Below are 26,250 nucleotides of genomic sequence, written 5' to 3'. Positions count from 1 at the left end.
GAACGGAAATGGCTGCCCACAAGCAGTTCACCGTCGCGACCGCAGTGCCGGTCTACTTCTGCGACCCGCACTCGCCCTGGCAGCGCGGATCGAACGAGAACACCAACGGCCTGCTACGCCAGTACTTCCCCAAGGGCACCGACCTGTCCGTGCACGGGCCCGAAGACCTCGAACACGTCGCCCAAGAACTCAACGGCCGCCCACGACAAACGCTCGGCTGGGACAACCCAGCCGAGCGTCTGCGTGATCTACTGACAACCAACTAAGCCACCAGGTGTTGCGAGGACCCCCAGAAACCGCCTAGTCGCGGGGGCCTTTCGCCCCCGGCCCGCAACCGTGCTGCTGCCACTCAGCGGTGGGGATCCGGTCGGCGAGGTCGCCGACGCGAACGAGGGTGCGGCCGTCGTTGACCGTCACGCGTCGGTCGCAGCCGACCGCCAGGACGTAGCCGATCCCGCGATGTTCCAGGTCAGCGCGCAGGTCGGGGTCGGCGCCGTAGACCTCGTCGCTATACCAGCCCAACCAGCGGTACACGGCCTGACGCGAGACGCCGAAGCATTCTGCGCAGCGTTACCGCGCAGTGCTGGAAGTCGAGGCTGGCCTGTCCGTGACCGAGGTCGGAAAAATCCGCTGGCGGGTAGAACACGACTACCGCGAACTCAAGACAGGCCTGGGCATCGACCACTTCGAAGGCCGCAGCTTCACCGGCTGGCACCGCCACGTCACCCTCACCGTACTCGCCCAAGCCTTCTGCACCCTGCTACGCCTAAACCCAAAAGCGGATGCGCCGGCCTGACCCTCTACGCCGTGGTGCGCGAGCTACAACAACTGACCGTCGTCATGGCCGGCGCCTGCCACACCTGCAAACGCCCATACGACGGCACAACCCAACAAAGCACTACTAGCCTCGGCCTTTCACGGCAGCTGTGATCTTGGATATCCAGCGGGCCGGTAGATATGGCGAAGTGCCTGCCACGTAAGGAAAACTGCCCGGTGTCGAGTCGTGCAGGTACCCCGCGTGGAAGGCACTTCGTAGGTGCAGATTACCCAGTGGTCGAAGGGCTTGTCCGTCGAGGTCGGCGGTCATGGTGTGGTCTCGCATGTCGGGGCGGCGTTGTTGCGGCTGCTGGCTGATCGCAGCGGGCTGACGCAGGCGCTGTCGGTGGCGCTGAGCCGGCGTGGGTTCGTCCCGGGCCGGGACCGGGGCAGGGTGCTGGTCGACCTGGCGGTGATGATCGCCGATGGCGGTGAGGCGATCACGGATATCGAGGTGCTGCGCCACCAGTGTGAGGTGTTCGGCCAGGTCGCGTCGCCAGCGACGTGCTGGCGGGCCCTCGATGAGATCAGTGACGTCGGGCTGCGTCGGATCGCCAGGACGCGGGCGAAAGTCCGTGCCCGGGTATGGGGCCTGATCGGGTCGGTGCCGTCTGCTCGTGCCGCGGGCCGGGATCTCGGCGAGGGCGTGGTGGTGCTGGATGTGGACTCCACGATCGTGCTCGCGCACAGCGACAAGGACGGCGCGGCGGCCACCTACAAGCACACGTACGGCTTCCATCCGATCCTGGTGACCTGCGACAACACCGGCGAACTGCTGACGATCAAACTGCGGCCCGGCAACGCCGGAGCCAACACCGCCGCCGACCACCTCACCGTGCTGACCGAGGCGTTCGCGCAGGTCCCGGTCGCGCACCGGCGGCACCTGCTCATCCGCGGCGACTCGGCCGCCGCCACCCACGCCGTGCTGGACTGGCTGACCGCGCAGGACGCCAAGCGCAACCGACGCGTTGAGTACTCGATCGGCTGGTCGATCGGCGAGGCGGAACGCGCCGCCATCAGCGCGCTGCCGACCGCGGCCTGGTCACCGGCGCTGGACGCCGACGGCGGCATCCGCGACGGCGCGCAGGTCGCGGAGTTGACCGGCCTGCTCACCCTGGCCGGCTGGCCGCCCGGCATGCGGGTGATCGTGCGTCGCGAACGGCCGTACCCCGGCGCACAGTTGTCGCTGTTCGAGGAACGCGACGGCTGGCGCTACACCGCGTTCGTCACCAACACCGCCGCCGGCGCCTTGCAGTGGCTGGAAGCTCGCCACCGCGCCCACGCCCGCGTCGAAGACCGCATCCGCTGCGCCAAAGACACCGGACTGCGCCGCCTACCGTCACGCGAGTTCGCCATCAACGCCGCCTGGTGCACCGCCGCCGCCATGGCCTGCGACCTGATCGCCTGGCTACAACTGCTCACCCTCGACGGCGACCTGGCCAAAGCCGAACCGAAACGACTGCGCTACCGCCTGCTACACACCGCCGCCCGTCTCACCCGAGGCCAACGCCGCCGCCGGCTACGCATCCCATCGACCTGGCCCTGGGCCGACCAGATCACCGCTGCTTTCACCCGGATCGCGGCGATCCCCGCCCCCGGCTGACCAGCTCAGCCCTGCCCCGCCGACCGGAGGACCCAAGGAGACCACGCCCACCGCCGCGACAGACGGCCCGCCACCATGCCCCGGACCCGGTCGCATCGACAATGAACGACCGCAGACGCGGGACCGGAACGCCCGACATCAGCCGTGAACGATCGAGGCTAGGGGTTCGGCGTCGTGGCCGGGCAGCACGTCGACCGGACGGCGGGTGTGCATGTCCAGCAGTACGGTGCCGTAGACATGACCTCTGCACAAGGCGAAGTCGTCTACGTCGAGCACGGTGATCTCACCAGTGGGTGGGGTGGGCGCGGGCGCGCAGCAGGTTGAGCAGGGTGTCGCGTCCGTCCGGAAGCTCGCCGTCTCTGTGAGTGATTCGGGCGTGACGTGAAGGTGATCCTCATGTTTGACTGGGGTCTATGCGAGCGGGGGAGGCGCGGCTGGCGATCGACTGTGGCAGTGCGAGCACTACCGCGGTGGTGGCATGGCCCGACGGCAGATGGTTGTCGCTGATGTTCGACGGCGAGCCCGCCCTGCCCAGCGCGGTACTGCTCGGTGGCGACGGGAACGTGCTGACGGGCCACCAGGCGTGGCATGCCGCCGCCACCGACCCGCAGCGGTTCATCCCGGCCCCACGGCAGTCTCCCGAGCAGCGGCTCACCGTCGCCGGCTCGGATGTCGACCCACTCGATCTGGTCGCTGCCACTTTGCGGCGGGTCGCGGGGGAGGCGCAGCGGGTCGTCGGGTCGGTGGTGGAGGACGTGCGGCTGGTGGTGCCGGCCGGGTGGGGCCCGCGGCGGCGGACGTGGATGCGGCACGCCGCTCACCGGGCGGGCCTGCCCCAACCCCGCCTGATCGAAGCCCCCGTGGCGGTGGCCGGTCACCTTGTCGCGGCGGGGGTGCAGCTGCCGGTCGGGTCGTTCATCGTGGTCTGCGATGTCGGCGCCGGAGCCGAGGTCAGTGTCCTGCGGCGCGGCCCGGCCGGGTTCGAGGTGCTCGCCACCCTCGCGGATCCGAGCGCTGGCGGCAATGCGATCGACGAAGCCCTCGCCACCATGCTCGCCAACGGCAGCCCGCCGGATGAGGGGCAGCGGTGGCCGCTGCTGGCCAGCGTCGGCGCCGCGAAACAGGCCCTGGCCGACCGGGTCGCGGTGACCGTTCCACTGCCCCAGGGCTCCGCGGTGGTGCTCAACACCGGCCTGCTGGAACAAGCCGCCCACCCGGTCCTGCACCGCGTCGCCCAGCTGACGACAGAAACGATCGCCGCGGCAGAGATCAACACCACCGACCTCGCCGGTGTCTACTGCGTCGGCGGGGCCGCCCGGATGCCGCTGCTGGAAAAGGCACTCACCGAGACCGCCTCTGTCACCCCGACCCTGGTCCCAGACCCTGCCACCGCGGCAGTACGGGGCGCCGCGGATGCGGGTGCCGCGGACGCAGCGGCGGTAGGCCCGCCGGTCGAGGTGCCGGTGCCGCCGGTGCGGCGGGCGGTGGCCATCGCGGTGCCGGGATTGGCGTCCCTTGCCCTGATCTGGCAGTACTTCCTCACCGCGGAGTACAACAACGGCAGCAGAATACTGCGGGGATATCACTACTGGGTGCTCTTGAACTGGGGCGAGCTGGCCATGGCGGCCGTGCTCGCCCTGCTGGCGTGCCTGGCAGCGGGAACCGTCCTCGGCTCCCTCATCGCCGTCCACAGCCCCACGCCGGATGTCAGATCGGAAGGTGGGAAGGTCAGCGTCGGGATCCTCGCCGCGGTGTCCCTCGGAGTCGCGGTCGCCGGCCTGTACGCGGTGGTCGCCAGCCAGTACTTCAGGCTGCCGATGGGTGGGTTCCTGCGCTGGGCGTTGTGGCCGATCACCCCGATTGTGCTGATGGCCGTAGCCGTGGCGGTGGTCGCCGCCCGCCAGTGGCGGGCGCCGCACGGCGGCTGGCCGGCGCTGCTGACAGTGCCGACCGGTTCCGTAATCACCGCCACCGCGGGCATGCTGCTGATCCAGTACTCGCTGACCGCTACACGGTGGCCGCACCTGGAGCTGTGGATCGACATCGCCGGCCGCCTCGGTGGCCTCCTGCTCGGCGTAGGTGTGGTCATGGCGCTGGTGACACCGTTGGCGTTCCGCCTGATCCTCGCCACGCCGCTCGCGCTGATCGCCGCGGCGATCGTCAGTTGGCAGGCCTCTGGCGTTCTCGCGGTCTTCTACGCCATCGCCGTGGCGGTGTGGTGGGCGGCCCGGTTGTGGACCCGCATCGTCCGCCCCGCCACCCCCACACCTTCCCAGCAGGCGCAGGTAGCAATGCGGGCAGTTGATTCGCCGCCACATGGGGGTGGGTGAGGTTGCGGTGGCCGCGGCAGGTGCTGTCGCTGCTGTTCGTCCTCCTGCTCCTGATCGGCCCACCAGCGGTGCTGCTGTTCGTCGTCGACCCGCCGATGCGGGGATGGCCGACTGGGCAGCAGGTTCGGGCGTGGGTGGAGCAGCCGCTGACCGAGCAGACCCTCGCAGCCGCGCTGACCGTCGCGGCGTGGCTCGTGTGGTTGGTGCTGGCCTACACGGTCACCGTCCGAGCCCTGGCTCGCCTCCGCGCCGGCGCGGCATGGCTGCGCCGCATGCCCCTACCCACGCCCCTGCAGGCCACGGCCAGCGGAATGGCCGGAGCGGCAGTCCTCACCGTCAGCGCCAACACGGCGACCGCCGCGCCACCGGAACCTGCCCTCCCCATCGCCGCTGGCACCCTCGATAGCCGAAACCACACCGCCCACCTCGACGCCTACAGGCGCAGTGATGACGGAGTGGCGGTGTCCGGCGGCTGGCTGTCCCGGGAGGTCGCCGACCAGGTCGCCGCCGCCGCAGCCCTCGTCTGGCTACGCCGCCGCCTCACCTATCGGCCCCGCCGGCCCGGCCCTCCCGCACGCGAGGATCCGGACCTGGCCCCGCTACCCGCGACCGCCACCGCCGTGCAAGCCGCCCTCGCCGACCACCCCCCGACACCGCAGCCGGGCGACGCCACCCCGGATGGTGACGGATCCTCCGGTGCGATGCCGGCCCTCGTCTCCGGTCTTCCAGCCCCGCGCGTGGGGCTGACCGGAGCGGGCGGCGCAGCCGCGGCCCGGGGCCTGCTGGTCACCGCCCTGCTGACCGCACGCCGCCACCCGGCGATGTCGCTCGTCGTCACCCGCACCGCCCTCGCCGGCCTGCTCGGCGCCGCCGCCGAGGAACTACAGCGGCACCTGCCACGGCTGCAGGTCGTTTCCAGCCTCGACGAGGCGGTGCAGGCAGTTGATTCCCGAACTCGCGGCCACGACCGCCACGGGCTAGACGAGTCACGCCGGGGCGACGACCTGCCGGACGCCCGAGCGGCCGCGGTCCTGATCATCGACGAACCACCATCCGGTGCGGCCGCGCAGCGGTTGGCCGTCCTGCCGCCTGCCGGCGCGACCGTCGTGGTGTTGGGCGGGTGGCCAGCCGCCCCGACATGGCAGGTCGACGCGGCGGGCCACACCCACGACCCGGACCGGCCCGAGTGGCACGGACCACGGCTGTGCGTCCTCGACGCGCAGGCGGCCATCGACCTGCTCACCGTGATCGCCCACACCGACCCGCCATCCGACCAGCCCACACCGAATCCCACCCCACACGCCGTGCAGCAATCCCGCCCCAGGGTGCCGCGGCAGGCAACCGGACAGGACCCCCGTCCCCGACCCGCTGCCCCCGGCCACCGCCTCGAGCTGCGGGTCCTGGGTAACCCGATGCTGGCCTTCGGCGATGAGCCGATCGCCATCCGCCGCACCGCGGCCATGCAGGCCCTCGTGTTCCTCGCCGCCCACCCCGACGGGGCGGACAGCAGGGACCTCGTCGACGCAATCTGGCCGGGCCTGCCCCGACACTCGCTCACCGGCCGCCTCTACACGACCCTCAGCGAGCTGCGCGGCACCGTCCGGGCCGCCTGCGGGCTTGCCATCGTCGACCACACCGATGACCGCTACCGCCTCAACCCTGACCACCTGGACGTTGACCTGTGGCGCTTCCACGCCGCAGTCCAGCACGCCGCCACCGCCATCGCCAAGACCAACACCACGATCGCGTGGCAGGCGATCATCGACGCCTACCCCGGCGACCTCGCCGCCGGCCGCCCCTGGCCGTGGCTGGACCCGGTCCGAGAAGCCACCCGCCGGCACGTCATCGACGCCCACATAGCCCTCGCCGACGCCGCGTCCGACCCGCACCACGCCCTGGCCGTGCTGCAACAAGGCATCCGCGTCGACCCCTACAACGCCGACCTGCACATGCGGGCGATGAACGTCCTCGCGGCCCTCGGCGACCACGACGCGATCGCCGAACTGCACGGCACCTACACCCGCCGCCTCTCCGACGCCGGCCTCGAGCCCGGCAACGAGGTCCACGACATGGCCGCATGGTTGAACAAAGCCGTGACTCCTGGCCGGTAGCTCAAGGGAATCGGGAAAATCCGCGGACTCGTGGGCACCCGCCACGATCTTGATGGCATGAAGGAGCGGCCTCGCTCCTCGTGGATCCCGGGCGGGATGCTCGGGGTGCTCACGTCTCACGACGAAGGAGGCCCCTTATGCAGGCAGAGTACGACCGCCGGCAGATCGTGGGTATTGATCTGCTGTAGGTTCTCGTTTTCCCTGGCGGTTAAGGGATGGCGGTAGGTGGATTCGGTCCCGGATTCTCAGCTTGGTGGCGGTGCTCGTTTCTCGCGGCCGTGGCGGTTTCCTCGTGGATCGACCCCACCGTTACCGACTGGCGGCGTGCCGGGGGCCGGGTTGGTGCAGTCGAGTTCAGACCTCTGGCCGGACCGGATTCGTATGCACTAACGTCGATCTGACCCGCGTGTTCCTGTGCACGACGGTGAGGATCGGCGATGGACGACCCGAGCGTGGTGGCGGAACGCGGAGTGCTGACCGCGCCTGCGGAGGTGTGGCAGTTGGCGGTACGCCGGGCCGAGGTGATCGGCCGGCTGGCCGACGGTGATGCTGTGGGGCATGTGGCGGCGGACACGGCCGCTGCCGAGCTGGGCATTTCCCGCCGGCAGGTGTACGAACTGCTGCGGCGTTGGCGGGCCGGAGCGGGCGTGGTTTCGGATCTGGTCCCGGGCAAGTCCAGTGGCGGCCGCGGCCGTGAGCAGCTGTCCGAGCCGGTGGAGGCAGTGATCCGTGAGGTGCTACGGACCCGCTATTTGAGCAGGCAGCTGCGGTCTATGGCCGCGGTGCACCGGGAGGTCGCCCGGGTGTGCCTGAGCCGGGGGTTGCCGGTTCCGTCGAAGGGCGCTCTGGTCCGCCGGGCGGCGAAGCTCGATCCGGCGGCCGCAGTTGGGGCGCGGCAGGGACCGGACGCCGCGAGGGATCGGCGGTCCGCTGGTGGTGTCACGTTGATCGCAGCCGTGCAGAGGACCGCAGACATCCGTGCAGGCGACCGCGGAATCTCACAGCCACCGTGGTCAGCACGTGGGCGGCGAGGTCGGCGAAGTCGACCGGTTCGGTCGCCTCGGCCGGAGTGCCACGCCCGCGGATCCGGGTCTGCCCGGCGGTCTGGAGTGGTCAGCCGAAGTTGACAGCCCCGGCGGTGAACAAAACGTGATCGTCGGCCGTTGATATGCCTGACAGGACCCCCCGTTCGCGAGGAGATGCTGAGGGCAAGAGATCGCCGCGTGCAGCAGCGCTGCGGCAGGTCGGCGGTCGGCGCGAGGCGTCCCGGTCGGCATGCACCCGTCGCCGGGGTGGCGCCAGGTCCGAGCGGGACGACCAGATCGTCGGCTACTCGCTCTGAGGTGGTCGATCACGAGAGGGGCAACGTGGCAGAGACCGGTCCGGCCGAGGCAGCAGTGGTGCCGTGGCTACTGGAGGGAACCGACAGCGAAGAGCTGCGGGTGCGGGCCGGGACTTTGCTGAGCTCATGGCTCGACGACCCAGCCGTGCAGATCGCGGATGTCGCTGCGGCTCTTCGCCGGGAGAAACCACGCGGTGACCATCGGGCCGTTGTACTGGGTGCGACGCGCATGCAGTTCGTGGAGGGACTGCGAGCGATCGCGGCCGGGGAGTCCAGCGCCTACGTGGTCGCCGGCCGGCGCCGGCCGACGATCGGCACCGTCGCGACGGTCTTCTGCGGACTGGGCTCCGATCTGCACGGCAGCGGGCGGCTCCTCCACGCACGCTTCCCGGTTTTCGCCCGCGCCTTCGACCGGGTCGCCGAGGAGTTGGAACGCTACCTGCCCGGGCCACTACGCGAGGTGCTTTGGGACGGGGACGGTGCGCTTCTCGGCGACACCGTTTGGGAACATGCGTCGCTCTTCGCCCTCCATGTGGCTCAGTACCACCTGTTGGAGGCCGCCGGCGTAGCGGTGGATCAGATCATCGGGCACTCCCTGGGGGAGACCGCGGCAGCCCATTTCGTCGGTGCGCTTCCTTTTGAAGACGCCTGTCGACTCGTGGTGCGGCGCGCCGAATTGGTGGATGCGCTTCCATATCCCGGGGTGATGACGGCGATCGAGGCGACAGCGGAGGAGATGGAGCCGTTCGTCGGTCCCGAGCTTTCGGTCGCCGCGGTCAACACCGATCGCATACTGGTGATCGCCGGCAGCCCGGCCGCCGCCGACGAGGCTACCGCCGCCTTCCGCGCGCTCGGTCGATGGGCGAAACGTCTGCGGACCTCGCACGGCTTTCACTCGCCGCTCATGGATCCGACTCTCGGCGGGATCACGAACCTGGTGCGGTCGATTCCGTGGCAGGCCGTCGACCGTTCGGTGGTGTCGAGTGTCACCGGCGGTCCGGTGACCGGCGTTCAACTGAGTGATCCGTCGTACTGGACGCGGAACGCCCGCGATGCCGTACGTTTCGGCGAGTCGATGCTGCAGGCGGCCGATATGGGCGTCGGCGCCGTCGTGGAGATCGGTGTCGATAGCGTGCTCTCGCCGATGATCGCGTCGAACACCACCCGCGATGTGCTGGCGGTGCCGCTGGTGTCGGACTCCGGTTCCGAGGAAAGGATGTTCCTGGCCGCACTGGCAAGCCTGCACGTGGCCGGGACAGATGTGCGCTGGGCCGAGCTGGTGCCGGAGCGATCGGCCGTTGACCTCGTCCTGCCGGGGCGACCCATCCGGCCGAACCTGCCGGACTCGGTGGAGCAACCTGTCGCCCGGCCGGTCGACAGTGAGTTGCTCGACCTCGTGCTCGGGACCGTACGCGCGGTGCTGGGCCGTGGCCGGGACGCCGAGATCGACGCCGACGTGCCGTTCGCCGGACTAGGCGGGGGATCCTTGGCGGCGGTCGAGCTGCGCGCCCGGCTCAACGCGGCGACCGGCTTGACGTTGCCCGTGAGTCTCGTCTTCGACTACTCGAGTCCACGCTTGCTCGCTGCGCACCTGGCGGAAAGGCTCACGGGCCGCGAACGGGCCTCCGATCGGCCGGCCGAGACCCGAGCCACGGCCGCTGCGGCGGAGGACCCGATCGTCGTCGTCGGCATGGCATGTCGTCTGCCCGGCGGGATCGCCGGCCCCGAAGACCTTTGGACGGTGCTGTGCAACGAACATGACGTCGTCAGCGCGTTTCCGGCCGATCGCGGCTGGGATCTGGAACGGCTCTACGATCCCGAGCTTTCCCGCCCCGGAACCTCGATCACGGAACAGGGCGGTTTCCTGGACGACGTCGCCGCGTTCGATGCGGGCTTCTTCGGCCTGTCCGCCCGTGAGGCCGTCACGATGGATCCCCAGCAGCGCCTCGCTCTTGAGACGTCGTGGGCGGCGCTGGAGAACGCTGGCATCGACCCGCGATCGTTGGCCGGCAAGCCGGTGGGGGTCTTCGCCGGGGTGTATTCCTCCGGCTATCGGGACACCGCGCTGCGCAGTGGCCTCGACGTCATGGGGCAGGTGATGCTCGGCTCGCTGGGCAGTCTGGTCTCCGGTCGCATCGCCTACACACTGGGGCTGGAGGGCCCGGCGCTGAGCATCGACACCGCATGCTCCTCGTCCTTGGTGGCTCTGCACGATGCGGCCCGCGCGATACGCGCCGGCGAATGCGACATGGCGCTGGCCGGCGGCGTGACGGTGATGTCCGAACCCGACATCTTCGTGGCCTTCTCGGAGATGGGCGGGTTGAGTCCGGACGGCCGGTGCCGCGCCTTCTCCGACGAGGCCGACGGCACGGGCTGGTCCGAAGGCGTGGGTTTCCTCGTCCTCGAACGGTGGACCGACGCCCGTCGCAACGGACACCGTGTCCTGGCGGTGGTGCGGGGCAGCGCGGTGAACCAGGACGGGGCCTCCAACGGCCTCACCGCACCGCGCGCCGTGGCCCAGGAGCGCGTGATCCGTGCCGCGCTGTCCGCCGCCGGTGTGGAGCCGGCCGATGTCGACGCCGTGGAGGCGCACGGCACCGGCACCAGGCTCGGCGATCCGATCGAGGCCGAGGCCGTCTTCGCCACCTATGGGACCGGGCGACCGGCGGACGGTCCGGTCGCCCTCGGATCGCTGAAGTCCAATATCGGGCACACCCAGGCGGCCGCGGGCGTGGCCGGTGTCATCAAAGTGATTCTCGCCTTCCGCCACGAGTTGCTCCCGCGGTCGCTGCATCTCGACCGGCCGAGCTCCCACGTCGATTGGGATGACCGGAAGGTCCGGCTCCTCGCCGAGGCGACGCCCTGGCCACGGGGTACGCGTCCCCGGCTGGCCGGCGTGTCGGCTTTCGGGATTTCGGGGACCAACGCACACCTGATCCTCGAGGAACCGCCGGTGGAGCCGTCCCGGCCGCCGAACCCACCCACCGCGCCGGCCGTTGCGCTGCCGTGGCTGCTCTCGGCCGCGAGCGCCGAAGCCCTGCAGGACCAGGCCGATCGGCTCCGGGGATTTCTGACCCGGGCTCCCGACGCCTGCGTCGACGATGTCGGGCTGACTCTCCTGCGGGGCCGGGCCCGCGGTACGCATCGTGCCGTGCTGATCGATCCGGATCGGGACGACGTCGCAGCCGGCCTTTCGGCCCTCGCATCGGGCCGGCCGCACGATGTGGTCGTCCTCGACCGGGTCCGGCGAGCGGGCGGCATCGCGATGCTCTTCGCCGGCCAGGGAACGCAACGAGCCGGTATGGGCCGGCAGCTGGCCCGGTACGAGCCGGTGTTCAAAGAAGCGTGGGACGCCGTCGCGAAGCATTTCGAACCACACCTCGGGCGCCCGCTGGCCGACCTGGTGAACGACGATCAGCTCGTCGTGGCCGGCCGGACGGAATGGGTTCAGCCGGCGCTCTTCGCCCTGCAGGTGGCGCTCGCCCGCCTGGCGGCAAGCTACGGCGTTCAACCGGACTATGTGCTCGGGCACTCCGCCGGCGAGGTCGCGGCAGCGCACATCGCCGGGGTGCTCTCGCTGCCCGACGCGTGCCGTCTGGTCCTGGCCCGCGGGCGGCTGATGCAGGAGCTGCCGGCCGGCGGCGCGATGGCGGCGATCGAGGCCTCGGAGGACGAGGTGACACCCCTGCTGGGTGCCCGGGTCGATCTGGCCGTCGTCAACTCGGACCGTTCCCTGGTGGTTTCCGGCGACGAGGACGAAGTAGCTCGGATCGCCTCGGTGTTCTCGGATCTGGGACGCCGTACGCGCCGCCTGCCCGTCTCCCATGCGTTTCATTCCCATCGCATGGTTCCGATGCTCGAGCGATTCGAGGAGGTGCTCGAATCCATCGACTTCCGGGCTCCCCGAACGCCTCTGGTCTCCTGCACGACCGGTCGGCTGGCCGGCGAGGAGCTCCTGTCCACCCGCTACTGGTGCGATCAGGTGCGCAAAACCGTCCGGTTCGCGGACGGCGTGGCGACGCTACGGACGCGCGGTGTCACGCGGTTCGTGGAAGTGGGACCGGATGCCGTCCTGTCCGCGGGGCTCGATGCCGGCGATGACGAGCTCGTCGTATCGCTGCTGCGCGGAAGCCACCGAGCCGAGTCACCGGCGCTGACGAAGGCCCTGGCGGAACTGCACGCGTCAGGCGTCGAGATCGACTGGTCGTCTCGGGTTCCGCGCGGAGCGCGCCTGGTCGAGCTGCCGACCTACCCGTTCCGCCGGGACCGCCATTGGCCCCGCCGGGCGACGTCCGAGTCAACGGACCCCGGTCCCCGGACGGCCCGGACGAGCGCGTGGTGCCACGACGTCGAGTGGCGGCCGGTCCCGTCCGGCGGCGGGTCACGCCTGGCTCACGGCGAACGCTGGCTGGTGCTGGGCGCCGGTCGCAAGCCGATGGAGGATGCGCTGCGACGCGCCGGCGCCGAAGTGGCCGGCATCGGCGCCGACCATCTCGGCGGGGCCGAACTGGAACAGGTGCGAAGCGCTCTGGGACAAACCGCTGACGCCCGCCCGGCGGCCGGCGTGCTGTGGCTCCCGGGCCCGGCTGCACTCGACTATCTGCCCGCGTTGCTGCGCACCCTGGTCCGCAGCGGGACCCCGGGCCGGTTGTGGGTCGCGACCAGAGGCGCGGTCCGGATATCCGGCGACGACCTGCCGCCGGATCCGCGCGCGGCGATGCTCTGGGGAGCCGGCCGGGTCGCCGCCCTGGAACATCCCCGGCTGTGGGGCGGGCTGGTCGATCTCCCGGTTCCTCCTGATCAGGTCGATGCCCGGCAGCTGCTCGACCTGATGACCACCGGCCACGAAGACCAGATCGCGCTGCGCGGCGAGACGGTCCACGCACGCCGGCTGTCGCCGATGAGGTCCTCGAACTCCGCCGGCTGGCGACCGTCGGGAACCGTGCTGATCACCGGCGGCACCGGAGGGTTGGGCGCTCATCTGGCGGTGTGGCTGGCCGAGAACGGGGCTTCCCATGTCGTCGTTCTCAGCCGCCGCGGCCCCGATGCGCCCGGCGCCGGCGAGGTGCGCGCCCAGGTCGCCGCCGCCGGCGCCCGGGTAAGCGTCATCGCCGGCGACGTGCGCGATCGCGGCAGCGTCGCCGCGGTTCTGCGGACCATCGCCGACCAGGGCGAGACGTTACGCTCGGTGTTCCATCTGGCCGGTACGGTGCTCCCGCGCGCCCTCGTCGACCTCGGCCCGGCCGAGATGTCCGAGCGCGCCGCCGCGAAGGCCGAGGGTGCTCGCGTCCTGGTGGACCTGCTCGATCCGGCATCTCTGGACGCCCTCGTCCTGTTCTCCTCGGTGGCCGGCGTCTGGGGAGCGCGTGACCTGGCCGCCTATGCGGCCGGCAACGCCTTCCTCGACGCGTTCGCCGAACGTTGCCGGGCGGACGGATGGCCGGTGACCGCGGTGGCGTGGGGTCCGTGGGAGGGCTCCGGGATGGGTGGCGGTGAGCACGGCACCGTCCTGGCGCGGGCCGGGTTGCGCGCGCTGTCCCCGCGGACCGCCCTCGACCTGTTGCCCGCACTGATCGGACGGGACAGCCCGACGACCGTGGTCGCCGATCTGGACCGGGCCACCTTCGCGAGGCTGTTCACCATGTCCCGCCCGAGTCCGCTGCTCGGCGGCTTGCTGGAGCCCGATGCCGACCAGCGGCCGCCGCGACCCGCGTCCGGCGATGAGCCGTCGGCCTGGAGCGCCAGCATCCGTCTGCTGGCACCGGACGAACAACTGGCTGCCGCCCGCCGGGTGGTCGCCGACGCGCTGACCGCCATTCTCGGAACGCCGCCCGAGGAACGTATCGACGGCGATCAGGCGTGGCCGAACACCGGCCTGGACTCGGTCGGTGCGGTGGAACTCCAGCTGCGGCTGTGCCGGGCCACCGGACTGCAGCTGCCCACGACGCTGGCCTTCGATCACCCGGGGCTGGACGCCCTCGCTGCCCAGCTCGTGCAGACGGCCACCCGGACGGCCCACGACGCCGTTCTGAGCCGTGCCATCGACGAGATCGAGCACCAGTTCGCCGCGCTGCCGGCCGGCTCGCCCGCCCGGGTGTCCGCCGCCGCCCGGCTCGCCGCCGTGGCCGACCGCCTCCACCCGCCGACGCTCGGCAGCGCTGCCGCGTCCGAGGCCGACGAACTCGCCGACCATGTGGCCACCGCCGACGACGAACAACTTTTCGCGCTTCTCGAGGCGAACAGCACGACTCATCTGACCGCCAGGAAGAGGGACGAGGATGCCTAGCTTCGCGGAGCCGGCCACCGCAGATGCACTTCGCAGCAACCTGAGGCGCGCGGTGCTGGAACTGGCTGACGCCCGGCGCACGATCACGAAGCTGGACGCTGCGGCCGCCGAGCCCATCGCGATCGTCTCGATGGCCTGCCGTTTTCCCGGCGGGGCCGACACTCCCGAACGCTTCTGGGACCTCGTGCGAAGCGGCCGCGACGTGGTCGGCCCCCTACCCGATGACCGGGGTTGGGATCCCGAAGGCGACGGTACCTACACCCCGCGCGGCGGGTTTCTCGACGGCATCGGGAACTTCGACGCCGAGTTCTTCGGCATCAGTCCGCGCGAAGCACTGGCGATGGACCCGCAACAGCGACTCGTCCTCGAGTTGAGCTGGGAGGTGCTGGAGCGTGCCGGCCTCGACCCGCGCGGGCTCAGCGGCACCGGCGCCGGCGTCTATCTCGGTGTCACGCTCGCCGACTATGCCGATCTGCTGCGCCGGACCGGAGTGGACACCGGCAGTCATCTGCTGACCGGAAACGCGATCAGCGTGGTGTCCGGCCGGATCGCATACACCCTCGGCCTGCGAGGGCCGGCGGTCAGCCTCGACGCGGCGTGCGCGTCCTCGCTGGTCACGGTGCACGATGCGGTCGCGGCGCTGCGCTCCGGCGAGATCTCGCTGGGCATCGCCGGCGGCGTGACCCTGATGTCCACCACGTTGTCCTTCGCCGAGTTCGCCAAGATGGGCGGCCTGTCGAAGGGCGGGCGATGCGCGGCGTTCGCCGAGGACGCCGACGGCATCGTCTGGTCGGAAGGTGCCGGGGTGGTGTTGCTGGAGCGGTTGTCCGACGCGCGCGCCAACGGTCACCCGGTGCTCGGACTGGTCCGCGGCAGCGCGGTCAACCAGGACGGGGCCTCGAACAGCCTGTCCACCCCGCACGGAAAGGCCCAGCAGCAGGTCATCCGGGCAGCGCTCGACGCCGCCTCGCTGACGGTCGACGACATCGACGTGGTGGAGGCCCACGGGACCGGCACGCCGCTGGGCGACCCCATCGAAGCGGGTGCGCTGCTGGCCACGTACGGCACCCGGCGCGCCGGCAGCGGCCCGGTATGGCTGGGCTCCGTCAAGTCCAACATCGGGCACACACAGGGAGCCGCGGGCATCGCCGGGCTGATCAAGATGGTTCTGGCCATGCAGCACGAATGGATGCCGGCCACGCTGCATGCCGAACGCCCCTCGACCCGGGTCGACTGGGACAGCGGCGCCGTGCGTCTGCTGCAGGAGGCCCGAGCCTGGCCGGGCGCCGATCGGCTCCGCCGAGCTGCCGTATCCTCATTCGGTATCAGCGGCACCAACGCCCACGTCATCGTCGAACAGGCACCGGACCTCGTCCACGGCGCACCGACGGCTTCCGGCGGCGCCGCGCCGTGGGTACTGACCGCGCGCCGGGAGACGTCGCTGCGTGAGCAGGCCCGGCGCCTTGCTCAGTATGTCCACCGACACCCGGACGCCGACCCCGCCGCGGTCGGCGCGGCGCTCGCCGCCCGCTCCCGGTTCGCGAGTCGTCTGGTCGTCGACGGCACCAGCTCGCAGCGGACGGCGGCCCTGCTGGCCGCCGCCGACGGCATCGAGCACCCGGAACTGGTCACCGGCCGGACGATGCCGGGATCGGACCGTGTCGTGTTGGTCTTTCCCGGCCAGGGCGGCCAATGGGCGGGGATGGCCGAGCAGATGATGGTGTCCTCGCCGGCGTTCGCCGCGGAGATCACCGCGTGCGCCGAGGCGTTGGCCCCCTATGTCGGCTGGTCGCTGACCGAGGTCCTGACCGGCGAGGCCGACCCGCTCTGGCTGGAGCAAGTGGACATCGTCCAACCGGCGTTGTTCGCCGTGATGCTCGCCCTCGCCGCGGCCTGGCGTGCTCTGGGCGTCAGCCCGGCAGCAGTCGTGGGCCACTCGCAGGGGGAGATCGCCGCGGCGGTGGTCGCGGGCGTGCTCAGCCGGGAAGACGGGGCGCGCATCGTGGCCCAGCGGGCGCAGGCGTTGCGGGGGCTTTCCGGCACGGGCGGCATGGTGTCGATCGAGGCTCCCCTCGACCACGTCCGGCGCATGGTGGCCGACCTGCCACCGGATCTGACGGTCGCGGCGGTCAACGGCCCGCTCGCCGTGGTCGTCGGTGGCAGCGGCCCGAGCCTGGACGTGCTCCTGTCCACCTGTGACGCGACGGGCACGCCGGCCCGCCGGGTAGCCGTCGACTACGCCTCGCACACACCGGGAATGACGGTGCTTCGGGACAGGCTGCTGACGGACCTGGCCGGGCTGGTCCCCGCGCCCGCGGCGGTGCCTTTCTATTCGACCGTCCAGGCCGCGCCACTCGCGGGCGAGAAGCTGGACGCCGAATACTGGTACCACAATTTGCGCGAGCCGGTCGAGTTCGCCCGCACCGTCGAGGCCCTTCTGGCCGACGGCTTCACCACGTTCCTGGAGTGCAGCCCGCATCCGCTGCTGATCGCCGCGATCAAAGACGTCGCCGAGGCTGCCATGAACGCCGGAGTGACCGCGATCGGCACGCTACGCCGACGCGACACGGACGCCGTCCCGCTGCTGCGGCCGGCTTCGGAGCTTTTCGTACGCGGAACCCCGGTCGCCTGGCCCTGGCCCGCCACGGCCGACGTCGCCGCGGTGAGCGCCCAACTGCCGGTCTACGCCTTTCACCGCAGCAGCTACTGGCCGGCCGCCACGGGGCGCCCGGCCGGCGATGCGGCCTCCTGGGGGCTCGCCGACGCCGGCCACGGTCTGCTCGGTGCCATGCTGACCCCCGGTCCGGACGGCGATGGACCGCTGCTGACCGGACGGCTCTCCCTCGCCACCGCCCCGTGGCTGGCCGACCACCAGGTTCGCGGCACACCGCTGTTGCCCGGCACCGCGCTGGTCGAGTGCGCGCTGCGCGCGGGTAAGCTGGCCGGCTTCCCGCATCTGTCGGAGATGACCCTGCACGCGCCGTTGCTGCTGCCCCCGCAAGGCTCGGTGGAGCTTCGCGTGCAGATCGCCGCGGCCGACGAGGCCGGCGACTGCCGCGTCCTGGTCCACGCGCGTCCGGACACCGGAGCCACCGCACCGTGGACCCTGCACGGCGAGGGCCGGCTGACCGCGGTGCCCACCCCCGCGAGATCCGAGACGGACTTCGCGTCCTGGCCGCCACCCGGCGCGAAGCCGATATCGACGGACGGTTTCTACGAGGCTCTCGCCGCGCGCGGCTACGACTACGGCCCCGCCTTCCGCGGACTTCGCGGCGTCTGGCGGCGCGGCGCGGACGTCTTCGCCGACGTCGCTCTCCCGGATGAACTACGCCCCGCGGCTCGGCTCTTCGGGCTGCACCCCGCGCTGTTCGATGCCGCTCTGCAGGCCGGCTCCCTGGGCGAGGACGCCGACCGCCTGGGCACCGTACTGCCCTTCGCCTGGTCCGGCGTCCGGCTCCACGCAGCCGGTGCGAGTGCCCTGCGGGTACGCATCAGCACCTCGGCCGGTGGCACACTCACACTGACCGGCGCCGATGCCACTGGTGCCCTCGTCCTGACGGTGGACCAGCTCGTCGTACGTCCGCTGCCCGAGACGGCCGTCCCGTTCGGCGCAGCCGACGGTCTGTACCAGGTGGACTGGGTGGCGCTCCCGGCCGGCCGGCCCGGTGATGACCTCCGGAATCCGCTGTGCCTGCCCGACCCCGCCACCGACGACCTGCACACGTCGCTGACCGTCGCCGCGGAACGGCTGCGAGCACGATTGCGCGACAGCCCCGGCGACGAGCGGATCCCCGTGATCACCCGGCAGGCGGCCGTCGTCGTCGCACGCGACCGGGCCGCTATCGACCCGGTGGCCGCCGCGGTGACCGGGTTCGTCCGGTCCGTCCAGGCGGAGTTCCCGGGCCGGCTCGTGCTCGTCGACGTCGACGCTGCGCAGGTCATCGACGAAAAGCTGCTGGGCGACGTCGCCGCCTGCGACGAGCCGGAACTGGCCGTACGCGGTGGCCAGCTCTACGGACGACGCCTGGTCACGGCCAGGACCGGCTTCCGGCATCCGTCGGCCGCCCAGCCGGGATGGCGGGTGGAGGCGGGCAGTTCCGGCTCCGTCGAGTCGCTCGCCGTCGTGGACTCCGTGCACGCCGAGCGGCCCCTGGGCGACCGGGACGTCCGCGTGGCGGTTCGCTACGCGGGGGTCAACTTCCGGGACGGCCTGCTCGCTCTCGGGCTCTACCCGGAGACGGCGGAGATGGGCAGCGAGGGCGCCGGCGTGGTCACCACGGTCGGCCGCGATGTCAGCCGCGTCCGGGTCGGCCAGGCCGTGATGGGAGCCATGCCGGGCGCCTTCGGGCCGGACACCGTGGTCGACGAGCGGGTTTTGGCGCCGGTGCCGGAGAACTGGACCTTCGCACAGGCGGCGTCCGTCCCGCTCGCCTTCCTGACCGCCTACCACGCGCTGGTCACTCTCGGCGGTGTCCGGCCGGGATCCCGGGTGCTGATCCATGCGGCCGCCGGGGGAGTCGGGACAGCTGCCGTGCAACTCGCGCGGCACTTCGGAGCCGAGGTCTTCGCCACCGCGAGCCCCTCGAAGTGGCCGGTCCTGCGCGCGCTCGGCCTCGACGACCGGCACATCGCCTCCTCGCGCGATACCGGCTTCGAGCACCAGTTCGGCGTCGTGTCCGGTGGCGCCGGGATGGACGTGGTGCTCAACAGCCTCATCGGCGAGCTCACCGACGCGTCGTTGCGCCTGATGCCGCGCGGCGGCGTGTTCGCCGAGGCCGGCCTGCGCGACATTCGCGACCCCCACCAGGTCGCCCTCGACCATCCCGGGGTTCGGTACCGGCCGTTCAAGACTCTCGACGGCGGCCTCGACGCCGCCGCGGCCGCCCTCGACGAACTGGTCGACGGGTTCACCCGCGGTCATCTGCAACTGCCGCCGTTGACCAGCTGGGAACTCGCCGAGCTGCCGGCCGCGCTCAGCGCGCTGATCCACGGCCAGCACATCGGCAAGCTCGTCGTCGGCCTGCCGCGGCCCACCCGGCACGGAACCGTGCTGATCACCGGAGGGACCGGGCTGGTCGGGAGCCTCGTCGCGAAACACCTGGTGCAACACCACCACGTGCCCGGTGTGCTCCTGCTGAGCCGTCGCGGACCGGCCGACCCGGGAGCAACTCAGTTGCGGGAACAACTGGCGAAGTACGGCGCCCACGTCGACATCGTGGCCTGCGACGTCACGGACCGCCGGGCCCTGGCCGCAGCCATCGACGGTATCCCCGCCGAACGCCCTCTCACCGGCGTAGTGCACGCGGCGGCCGTGGTCGAGGACGGCCTGCTCGAATCGGTCGACGAGGCGAGGCTGCGCGCGGTGCTCGGCCCGAAGGCGGACACCGCGCGGCACCTGTACGAACTCACCCTCCGGCACGACCTGACCATCTTCACCCTGTTCTCCTCGATGGCCGGCATCACCGCGACGGCCGGACAGGCCGCGTACGCGGCGGCGAACGCCTACGTCGACGCTCTGGTCCAGTGGCATACCGCCAACGGCCGGCCCGGGAAATCCATCGCCTGGGGTCGATGGGAGTCGGCTTCCACCCTGACCGGGCGGCTCTCCGACATCGACCTGGCCCGGATGAAGCGGGCCGGCCTGCTGGCAATGCCGACCGAGCAGGGTCTGGCACTCTTCGACGCCGCACACTCGGCGCCCGCCGCTGTGCTCGCCGCAGCACGCCTCGATCCCAGCGCAGGGACGGGCGAACGGGCACCGGCTCTGCTGTCAGCGCTGCGAGCCCGTGCCTCACGGCAGCAACGGCCGGTAGCCGGCGCCGCGACCACCCCTACCGAGGACGACCTGATCAACCGCTTGGCCGCGCTCGCACCACCCGAGCGCGAACGACGTCTGCTCGAACTGATCCGGTCGCACACCGCGGTCGTGCTCGGTCACCAGCAACCGGAAGCGATCGACATCGAGCGGTCGTTCCGCGATCTCGGCTTCGACTCGCTGTCGTCCGTGGAGCTCCGGAACCGCCTCGCGGCCGCCACCGGGACCCGGCTCGCTCCGACCGCCATCTTCGAACACCCCACACCTCGGGCGATGGCCGGCCACCTGTCCGAGAACCTGCGGGAACCCGCCTCGACGGCGGCGGCCCGGGAACCACGGGCCGAAATCCTGAACACGGCCGACCTGCTGCTGCGCCAAGCGGTCAGCACCGGCACACTTCGCGATTTCCTGACGAGCATGGCGGCCCTGGCCGACCTGTCCCCGATCTGGTCGGCGGACAACCCGCGGCGGCCCGTCACGCTGCTCGGCCGCACCGGCAACGCTCCCACCTACTATTTGCTGGCCTCGCTCTTCGGTAAGTCCGCACAGGAGTCGTACTGGCAACTCTCCGAAAGATTCTCCGGCGGACCCGAGGTGCGCCTGCTGTTGCACCCCGGCTACGCGGACGGCGAAGCCCTGCCCCGATCAGCGCCGGACGTCCTCGGCGGCCACGCTGATTCCATCATCGAGTTCCACTCCGACAACACTCCATTCGTCCTGGTCGGATATTCCTCGGGAGCGCCGGTCGCCCACGCCTTGGCCACGGAGCTGCACCGACGAGGGCGCTCCCCGCTGGGCGTAGTCATGATCGATCCGATCGACTTCGAGATCGACCGCCTCGACAACGTCAACGGCATCCAGAACGAGCTCGCCCGACGCAACGAGCAACTCGGCGATCTCGGCTGGAATTGGGCGCTCGCTATGGCCCGCTATGCGACATTCACCTGGCCCACGTCCCAGCACCCCGCCGACGAGATTCTCATCCTGCGAGCGACCCGGGCCCTGGACGGGACGGAAAGATCGCCGGACGACGTCGACAAGCCATCGGGGGCGGCCCTCGTCGACATCGACGCCGACCACTTCAGCGTTCTGAAGGAGGCGGTGGACAAGACCAGCGAGGCGATCTCGCAGTGGGCCGGCCGTCTGCCGAGGAGCGAGCGAAGCCCGCAAATCTCCGGATAATCCAGCCGTCGCCCGACGGGACGGTGCGCAATCTCTTCGGCATCCGGGAGGGCGCCGGCCGAGGCCGGGTGCCTTGCTCGTCGCGAGATCGTGCTGCTCCGCCTCCGCCGGGATGACCGGACAACTCCGCGCATAGATCTCTTTGGCGCCACCCATCGCCCGGGTCGCAGCTACCGGTGAGACGCGCTCCGGACCAGTTCTTGGGTGCCGAGCACGGCGAGCAGGGCCCAGCTTGTCGGCGCGACCTCGGAGCCGGGTTCGGTGTCAGAGGCGACGATGCGTACGCTCCTGCTCTACGGGTCGCACTTCGCTGCTGAAGCAGCCGCATCACGACGTCGAGCTCATCGGCGACGGCAGCGCGGACCGCCAGCGTTCGGGAATCCATGCCGAGGCCCCGTTACTGCTCGGCCGGCTGCTCTTGACCGCGGCGGTGTGCGGCGGTGGCGATCAGCTGGACGTCGCCGCCGCCGGCGGTGCGGGCGGCCGCGGTCGCTGCACGCAGTGCGGTGAACTCGGCGGCGTTCAGGTCGGCGATGACGCGCTCGTGGCGGAACAGTTCGGCGAGTTCGTCGGCGGTGGCCTGCAGCTGCTCGCCGAGCCAACTGACCGAAGTCCACCGCCGATCAGTCCAGGATGGCCAGGACGGCGGGGCGCAGCGTTTCCAGCAAGTCGCCGCCTTCTCCAGCATCAATCAAGCCGGAAAAACCTTTCCTTGCGTGACAGGCTGTAGAGGGCTCATGTGAGGACCTCGAACGCGTCGTCGTAGATTCCACGCTGGTGGATCCGCGCTGGGACGAGGCGGTGCGGTGGGTGCTTGCTCCGCGAGGCCGGTATCGACGAATCTCTCACCTGGACCCCGCCGGGTCGCCTCGCTGCAGGCTTGGACCGGCCTGGAGCTGCCCCCGTTCACGGTCACCTCCGAGGTCGGTCGCCGGCACTGGATCAGCCTGCTCAAGGCCACCGAACGGCAACTGGTGCTCGCCGACGCCCGCCCCGGCATGCTCACCGACATCGCCGACTACCTGTGGACTGGGAACACGCCGCCACGTTGGACACCCCGCTCTCCGCCGAAGCCGCCAGCCACGCCCGCCGCCTGGCGATCGCCGGCGGCAGTCGTCTCGAACCGGCGAAGGCTCTGGCCGCGCCCAGCGCGGCGTCCTCGTCGACCGGCTCCACCACGCCGCAGGCTGCGCCGACCAGGCGGGTCAACCCGACGGTCTGCATGCCGTCGGTACGCACGACGCGCAGACTCACGTTCGGCTACCCTCCAGCGCATGGCCTTCGATGCACACGTGCTCAGAGTACTGATCGCCTCTCCAGGTGACACGGCCGAGGAGCGCCATGCCGTCTCCCGCGCGCTACACGGTTGGAACGCCGCCCGTGCGGAGGGGGTGCAAGTGATCCTCCTACCGACTCGCTGGGAAACTGACGCAGTCCCGCGGCTTAGCACGAGCGGTCAGGGCGTGATCAACGAACAGCTCGACAAAGCAGACATCGTTTTCGCCCTCTTCGATACTCGCCTTGGCATGGCAACCGAGGCAGCAGTGTCCGGGACGGCTGAAGAGATCGAACGGGCCCACGCCGCAGGCAAGCCGGTGCATGTGTACTTCTCCGATGAGCCAATCCCGCGTGACGCTGACCTCCGACAGGTCGAGGCGCTAGAGAAGTTCAAACAGAGGCTCATGCCGCTGAGCCTGCTCGGCACCTACGCCTCGTCTGACGATCTCGGATACCAGGTGCGACAGGCTATCGAGAGCGACCTCGACCGCCTGAATCTCGGCGCGGTCCGCGCCCAGGACCGGGCCCACGTCGGGTAGGGCCTGGATCGCCTGGAACCCCGCGTGGTGCTTCAACTCGTCGCTGACCTGCTTGCCGACCTGGTCGATCTCGAAGGTGCACGCGCCGATCAGCCGGAGTAGGACAGCACGCGTGCCTGGAACGGTGGGTCGGGCCGCAGCTCGTCGAGCTGCCGCCGGCCGGCGGCGCCGAGCATGTCCGAGGGCGCCAGGGTGGCGCCCTGCCGGGCGAGCACGGCGTGGGCCTGTGCCTGGAGCCCGGACCGCAGCGCGACGAGCTTGGCCCGGTGCCGCACAGACTCCCGCAGTGCCCGCACCTGCGGCGGGGCGATCCACGCCTCGGGCAGGCGGCCCATGCGCAGCAGGTCGGCCAGGTCGGCGGCGTCACGCTCGTCGTTCTTCACCCGCCGATCCGCGATGCCTTTCATTCCCAACGGGTGGGCCAGGTGCACCGTGGCGCCGGCCTCAGCGAGGACACCCGCGGCAGACTCCGACTCACCGGCTCGACACCGATCGAGGAGAACCGGCGCTCACGGTCGACCCACGTCACCGGACCGACCAGCCCAAAGACCAAGCGTCACCTGGTGAACACACCCAGACGCTTCACGGCCCTTCGCGAGTCGAAGAAATTCGACACGATCAATGATCAGTGACGATTCCTAATCAAGTTGGTGAGCCTCGACGCCCTCGACCTGATCGCCGCGGCGCTGCGTTGAGTCGCCGAGCAGTCGCAGAGCAACGGTCACGTCCCGCTCGGCGGTCTGCCTCCGACATGGAGGCCGCCGACCTGCGGGTGTGAGGTCGTGTAAGGCGGTGTGAGGTCCTGTAAGCCCAGCAAGCCGCGACTGTGGGCTGTAGCCGCCATAGCGTCGACTCACCGCCACCCGGCACCGCGGCAGCCCCGCATGACTTCACCTGCCGCCCAGCCCTCGGTGACCAAGATCGACAGGTAGGAGGCAGCGATGAGAACCCGAGCGTCGTCGGCAGCCACGATGACGGCCTGTGTCCTTCTGCTCGCGGTCGTACCGGCCGTGCTCATTCACCTCGCCGCCTGGCCTGACCTAGACGGGTCGTGGACGGCCAAGCTCCAGGAGTGGATCCAGCAGCCCCTGACCGCCGGTTTCCTTGCCGTCCTTGCCTACATCGCGGCCTGGCTGATGTGGGCGCTGCTCGCCACCGCCGTTACCGCCCACGCCTACACCCGGCTCACCCGGATGCTGCGATGGCTGCCGGCTCTGCACCTACCGGGACCGCTGCGAAGCCTCACCGCCGCCATCCTGGGTGTCACCGCCATCAGCGCTAGCACCGTCCCCGCGCACGCCGCCGGCACCCCCACCGTCACCACCTCGGACGAGGCCATCCACCCGGCCCGGCCGGCGGGCGCTGCCATCCCCACGCCTCGCGCCGCTGATCGCCCGACCGGCACCTCCCGACCCGAAGGCGAACTCCACGACACCTACACCGTCCGGCGCGGTGACACGCTGTCCGGCATCGCCCGCCGCTGTCTCGGCGACGCGGACCGCTGGCGCGACATCTTCGCCGTCAACCGCGGCACCCACTTCAAGGCTGGGGGGACACTGCGCGACCCCGATCTGATCTATCCCGGCTGGACCCTCCAGCTGCCCACCACCGCCCGAGACCCGCACCAGGCCACGCCTCCCGCTCAGAAGGCATCCCCGACGCGACCCGAACCACGTAAGCCGCAATCCGACGCGACCCCGCCGCCGGCCCACCCCACGCCCGCCACCACCGCACAACATGCCCCGCCACCGGAATCGCCCGCGACCGCCACTGGCACACCCCGTGATGACGCGGCCGTCTCGCCCACCACTACGGCGTCCGGACCGGCGCCCGCAACCACCCTGGACGACCGAGGCGAGCAACGCCATGTGCGGGGGGTGCCTCTGCCGACCGGCAGCTGGGTCGACCTCGGCCTGGCCGTGGCCATCGCCGCCGCCGTCGCCCTGGTATGGGCGCACCGCCGACGCCGCTACGTGCCCCGTAAGCCCTCAACGTCGCCCCGCATGGATGACCCGGACCTGGCGCCGATGCCCCGCGTGGTCAACCAGATCCGCCGCAACCTGAGACTCGCTGCCGCCCAGCCCGACGAGGCGGGCCACGACGCCAACAACAGGAACCATGACGCCATCGACGCCCAGGATCCCGGCGACGGCCCCGATGAGGACGATGCCGTCAACGGCGAACATCGCGCGCCTGACCTGGACCATGCCCCCGACGACGGTGAAGCCCTGCCGGTAGCGCCAGCCCTCGCGCACCCGCTGTCGGCGCTCTGGCCGCCAGCCGGTCTAGGTCTCACCGGACCCGGAGCAGACGCCGCCGCCCGCGGGTTCCTCACCGCTGCCCTGGCCACCGGCGGCGCGGACCACCCCGACGCCCGCACCCAGGTGGTCATGACGTCGGCGACCGCAGCGACCCTGCTGGGAGCCGCCACCATTAACCTGCCCCACACACCGAGACTGACCATCACCGCCGGCCTCGACGAAGCCCTCGAGCTCCTGGAAGCGCAGGCCCTGCACCGCACCCGACTGCTCTACCAGCACGAGGTCGACACCCTCACCGAACTACGCGCCGCCGACCCCTACGAAGAACCCCTCGCACCGGTCATGCTGCTCGCCGATACCACCAGCCGCCACGAACGCTCCCGTATCGCCGCCCTGCTCGCGCAGGGGCAACGCCTGGACATCCACGGCGTGCTGCTCGGCACGTGGCCCGAAGGCAACAGCGTCCACGTCGCCGCTGACGGCACCACCACCCCAGCCGACGGCGCCGCCCTGCCGGGCTCCCACCCCGCAGACGTCGGCCGCCTCACGGTGCTCAACCCGACCGAGACCACCGATCTCCTCGCGACCCTCGCCGAATCCCACACCGGGCAACGGCCCGCACCCGCCCCCACCGAAGCCCCACCCACCCACCCCCAGCCCGCAGCACCCCTGCCCGCCGACACGGAG

Annotated in this window: 12 protein-coding genes and 3 pseudogenes; 10 read left to right on the top strand and 5 right to left on the bottom strand. The window is 71.0% G+C overall.

The window, feature by feature from the left end; genetic code table 11:
* A partial coding sequence (locus A6A27_RS39550) for an IS30 family transposase (RefSeq protein WP_143194422.1) occupies positions 1-266 on the top strand: 266 nt, incomplete at its 5' end.
* Between the two features lie 37 nt (positions 267-303).
* Here A6A27_RS39550 and A6A27_RS39545 read toward each other — a convergent pair.
* A pseudogene (locus A6A27_RS39545) lies at positions 304-519 on the bottom strand (IS701 family transposase); the annotation flags it as partial.
* A 100-nt stretch (positions 520-619) separates the two neighbouring features.
* Here A6A27_RS39545 and A6A27_RS39540 point away from each other — a divergent pair.
* Both A6A27_RS39540 and A6A27_RS39530 read left to right on the top strand, forming a co-directional pair.
* Positions 620-796: pseudogene (locus A6A27_RS39540) on the top strand (IS701 family transposase); the annotation flags it as partial.
* Between the two features lie 240 nt (positions 797-1,036).
* Positions 1,037-2,419 (top strand): IS1380 family transposase, encoded by a 1,383-nt coding sequence (locus tag A6A27_RS39530; protein WP_073839784.1) that lies wholly within the window; start codon positions 1,037-1,039, stop codon positions 2,417-2,419.
* A 138-nt stretch (positions 2,420-2,557) separates the two neighbouring features.
* On the opposite strand, the gene A6A27_RS43965 is transcribed toward A6A27_RS39530, so the two are convergent.
* A complete protein-coding gene (locus A6A27_RS43965) occupies positions 2,558-2,695 on the bottom strand; it encodes a transposase (RefSeq protein ID WP_143194421.1) in 138 nt (45 codons plus the stop codon).
* Between the two features lie 230 nt (positions 2,696-2,925).
* Between A6A27_RS43965 and A6A27_RS39525 the strand changes: the two genes are divergently transcribed.
* From A6A27_RS39525 to A6A27_RS39505, 5 genes are all read left to right on the top strand, one after another.
* A complete protein-coding gene (locus tag A6A27_RS39525) occupies positions 2,926-4,749 on the top strand; it encodes an Hsp70 family protein (RefSeq protein ID WP_241825681.1) in 1,824 nt (607 codons plus the stop codon).
* A complete protein-coding gene (locus tag A6A27_RS39520) occupies positions 4,746-6,860 on the top strand; it encodes a bacterial transcriptional activator domain-containing protein (protein WP_073839782.1) in 2,115 nt (704 codons plus the stop codon). Before A6A27_RS39525 ends, A6A27_RS39520 begins: the two co-directional genes overlap by 4 nt.
* A gap of 437 nt (positions 6,861-7,297) precedes the next feature.
* Entirely contained in the window at positions 7,298-7,987 is a 690-nt protein-coding gene (locus tag A6A27_RS39515) for a helix-turn-helix domain-containing protein (protein WP_241825679.1), read from the top strand.
* A gap of 216 nt (positions 7,988-8,203) precedes the next feature.
* Positions 8,204-14,488: a type I polyketide synthase gene (locus tag A6A27_RS39510; RefSeq protein WP_158074142.1), complete on the top strand. Its 6,285-nt coding sequence runs from the start codon at positions 8,204-8,206 to the stop codon at positions 14,486-14,488.
* Positions 14,481-21,485: a type I polyketide synthase gene (locus tag A6A27_RS39505; protein ID WP_083673228.1), complete on the top strand. Its 7,005-nt coding sequence runs from the start codon at positions 14,481-14,483 to the stop codon at positions 21,483-21,485. Before A6A27_RS39510 ends, A6A27_RS39505 begins: the two co-directional genes overlap by 8 nt.
* A 397-nt stretch (positions 21,486-21,882) precedes the next feature.
* Here the strand turns inward: A6A27_RS39505 and A6A27_RS39500 are convergent, their stop codons facing one another.
* Together A6A27_RS39500 and A6A27_RS43960 are read right to left on the bottom strand one after the other, a co-directional pair.
* Complete coding sequence (locus tag A6A27_RS39500) at positions 21,883-22,173, bottom strand: hypothetical protein (protein WP_073839779.1); 291 nt, start codon at positions 22,171-22,173, stop codon at positions 21,883-21,885.
* A gap of 314 nt (positions 22,174-22,487) precedes the next feature.
* Positions 22,488-22,739, bottom strand: coding sequence for a hypothetical protein (locus A6A27_RS43960; protein ID WP_143194420.1), 252 nt, complete (start codon positions 22,737-22,739; stop codon positions 22,488-22,490).
* A gap of 20 nt (positions 22,740-22,759) precedes the next feature.
* Here A6A27_RS43960 and A6A27_RS39495 point away from each other — a divergent pair, with 20 nt between their 5' ends.
* On the top strand, positions 22,760-23,302 hold the full coding sequence (locus A6A27_RS39495; RefSeq protein WP_073839778.1) for a hypothetical protein: 543 nt from the start codon (positions 22,760-22,762) through the stop codon (positions 23,300-23,302).
* An 89-nt stretch (positions 23,303-23,391) separates the two neighbouring features.
* On the opposite strand, the pseudogene A6A27_RS39490 reads toward A6A27_RS39495, so the two are convergent.
* Positions 23,392-23,760 (bottom strand): annotated as a pseudogene (locus A6A27_RS39490) (IS110 family transposase); the annotation flags it as partial.
* Positions 23,761-24,243: 483 nt separating this feature from the next.
* On the opposite strand from A6A27_RS39490, the gene A6A27_RS46635 reads away from it, so the two are divergent.
* The coding region (locus A6A27_RS46635) for a LysM peptidoglycan-binding domain-containing protein (RefSeq protein ID WP_241825677.1) at positions 24,244-26,250 on the top strand (2,007 nt) is incomplete at its 3' end.

The sequence above is a fragment of the Micromonospora sp. CB01531 genome (assembly GCF_001905095.1).
In the GTDB taxonomy this organism is placed as follows: domain Bacteria; phylum Actinomycetota; class Actinomycetes; order Mycobacteriales; family Micromonosporaceae; genus Micromonospora.
Note: the sequence above shows the minus strand (reverse complement) of the source record. Positions and strands in the feature narration are given on the sequence as shown.